This window comes from Thiocystis violacea, from assembly GCF_016583565.1.
In the GTDB taxonomy this organism is placed as follows: domain Bacteria; phylum Pseudomonadota; class Gammaproteobacteria; order Chromatiales; family Chromatiaceae; genus Thiorhodococcus; species Thiorhodococcus violaceus_A.
Genome location: NZ_NRRF01000228.1, coordinates 1 through 873, shown reverse-complemented (window position 1 = coordinate 873; position 873 = coordinate 1). Strand labels below are relative to the sequence as shown.

General features: G+C 67.1%; 2 protein-coding genes. One reads left to right on the top strand and one right to left on the bottom strand.

The features are described 5' to 3' along the window. The first annotated feature begins 170 nt into the window (after positions 1–170). A complete protein-coding gene (locus CKO23_RS24925; RefSeq protein WP_200336260.1) occupies positions 171–485 on the top strand; it encodes an integration host factor subunit beta in 315 nt (104 codons plus the stop codon). 208 nt (positions 486–693) lie between these two features. Here CKO23_RS24925 and CKO23_RS25370 read toward each other — a convergent pair. Further along, positions 694–873, bottom strand: a 180-nt coding sequence (locus CKO23_RS25370) for a hypothetical protein (RefSeq protein WP_207168699.1), incomplete at its 5' end; no start/stop codon positions are given.

The window sequence follows — 873 nt, the reverse complement described above, 5'->3', positions numbered from 1 at the left end:
CCCAGCACAGGACACGCGTCCAGTCGCTGAATAGATCCTGGACGAGATCAACTTGGTCGTAACGGGCCTGTGCTGGATGGACCCAGCGGCGCCTCTGCATCATTCCGGTTGTCCCCGTGTGGTCGATACAATGGGGCGTTATCCCTTCCGATCTGATGAGCAACCGCATCATGACACGATCCGAGCTGATCGCGCGGCTCGCCAGCCGCCAAGAGCACCTGCCCGAGGGCGATGTTGAATCGGCCGTCAAAGCCATCCTGGAGCGCATGACCGAGGCCCTGGCCAGCGGTGAGCGCATTGAGATCCGCGGGTTCGGCGGCTTCACCCTGCACTATCGCCCTCCCCGCCTTGGACGCAATCCAAAGACCGGTGACACCGTGGCCTTGCCCGGACGCTACGCACCGCACTTCAAGCCGGGAAAAGCGCTTCGAGAAGGCGTGGATCTGGAGACGGCCGCCGGCCTGCCAGCAATGGAGGCGGCCTAGCCATGAAACGGAGCACCATCGCGTGCGTGTGTGCGCTCATTGTCGCCGTCGGGGTTCTGGTCGCCTGTGCGACACCCACGCCCCCAGCGGCGCCTCCCGCCTCGCCGCCCGCCAAGTGCGGGTGCTCGGCGAAATCCTGAGCGTTTGAGCGTCGCTTGCCAGCCTCTCGGCTGGCGGTTCCTCATGGACGGGCCTCGCCTGCCGTAGGTCACTCCAAGGCCGTGGGCGACAGCCTGAGCGGATCTGCGCTCGGGCACAGCGCTGCGGCACTGTCCCGACAGACCCACGCCAGCCACTGTCCCGGTGGCGAGGGCTGGGCGCGGAATCGGGCCGCCAGCGCGGCGTAGTGCGCCGCGGTCGTGGTGGAGCCGAGAAGGCGCCCCTGGTT

Coding starts and splice junctions, on each gene's coding strand:
- CKO23_RS24925 (WP_200336260.1), top strand. CDS start 171: ATGACACGATCCGAGCTGATCGCGCGGCTCGCCAGCCGCCAAGAGCAC.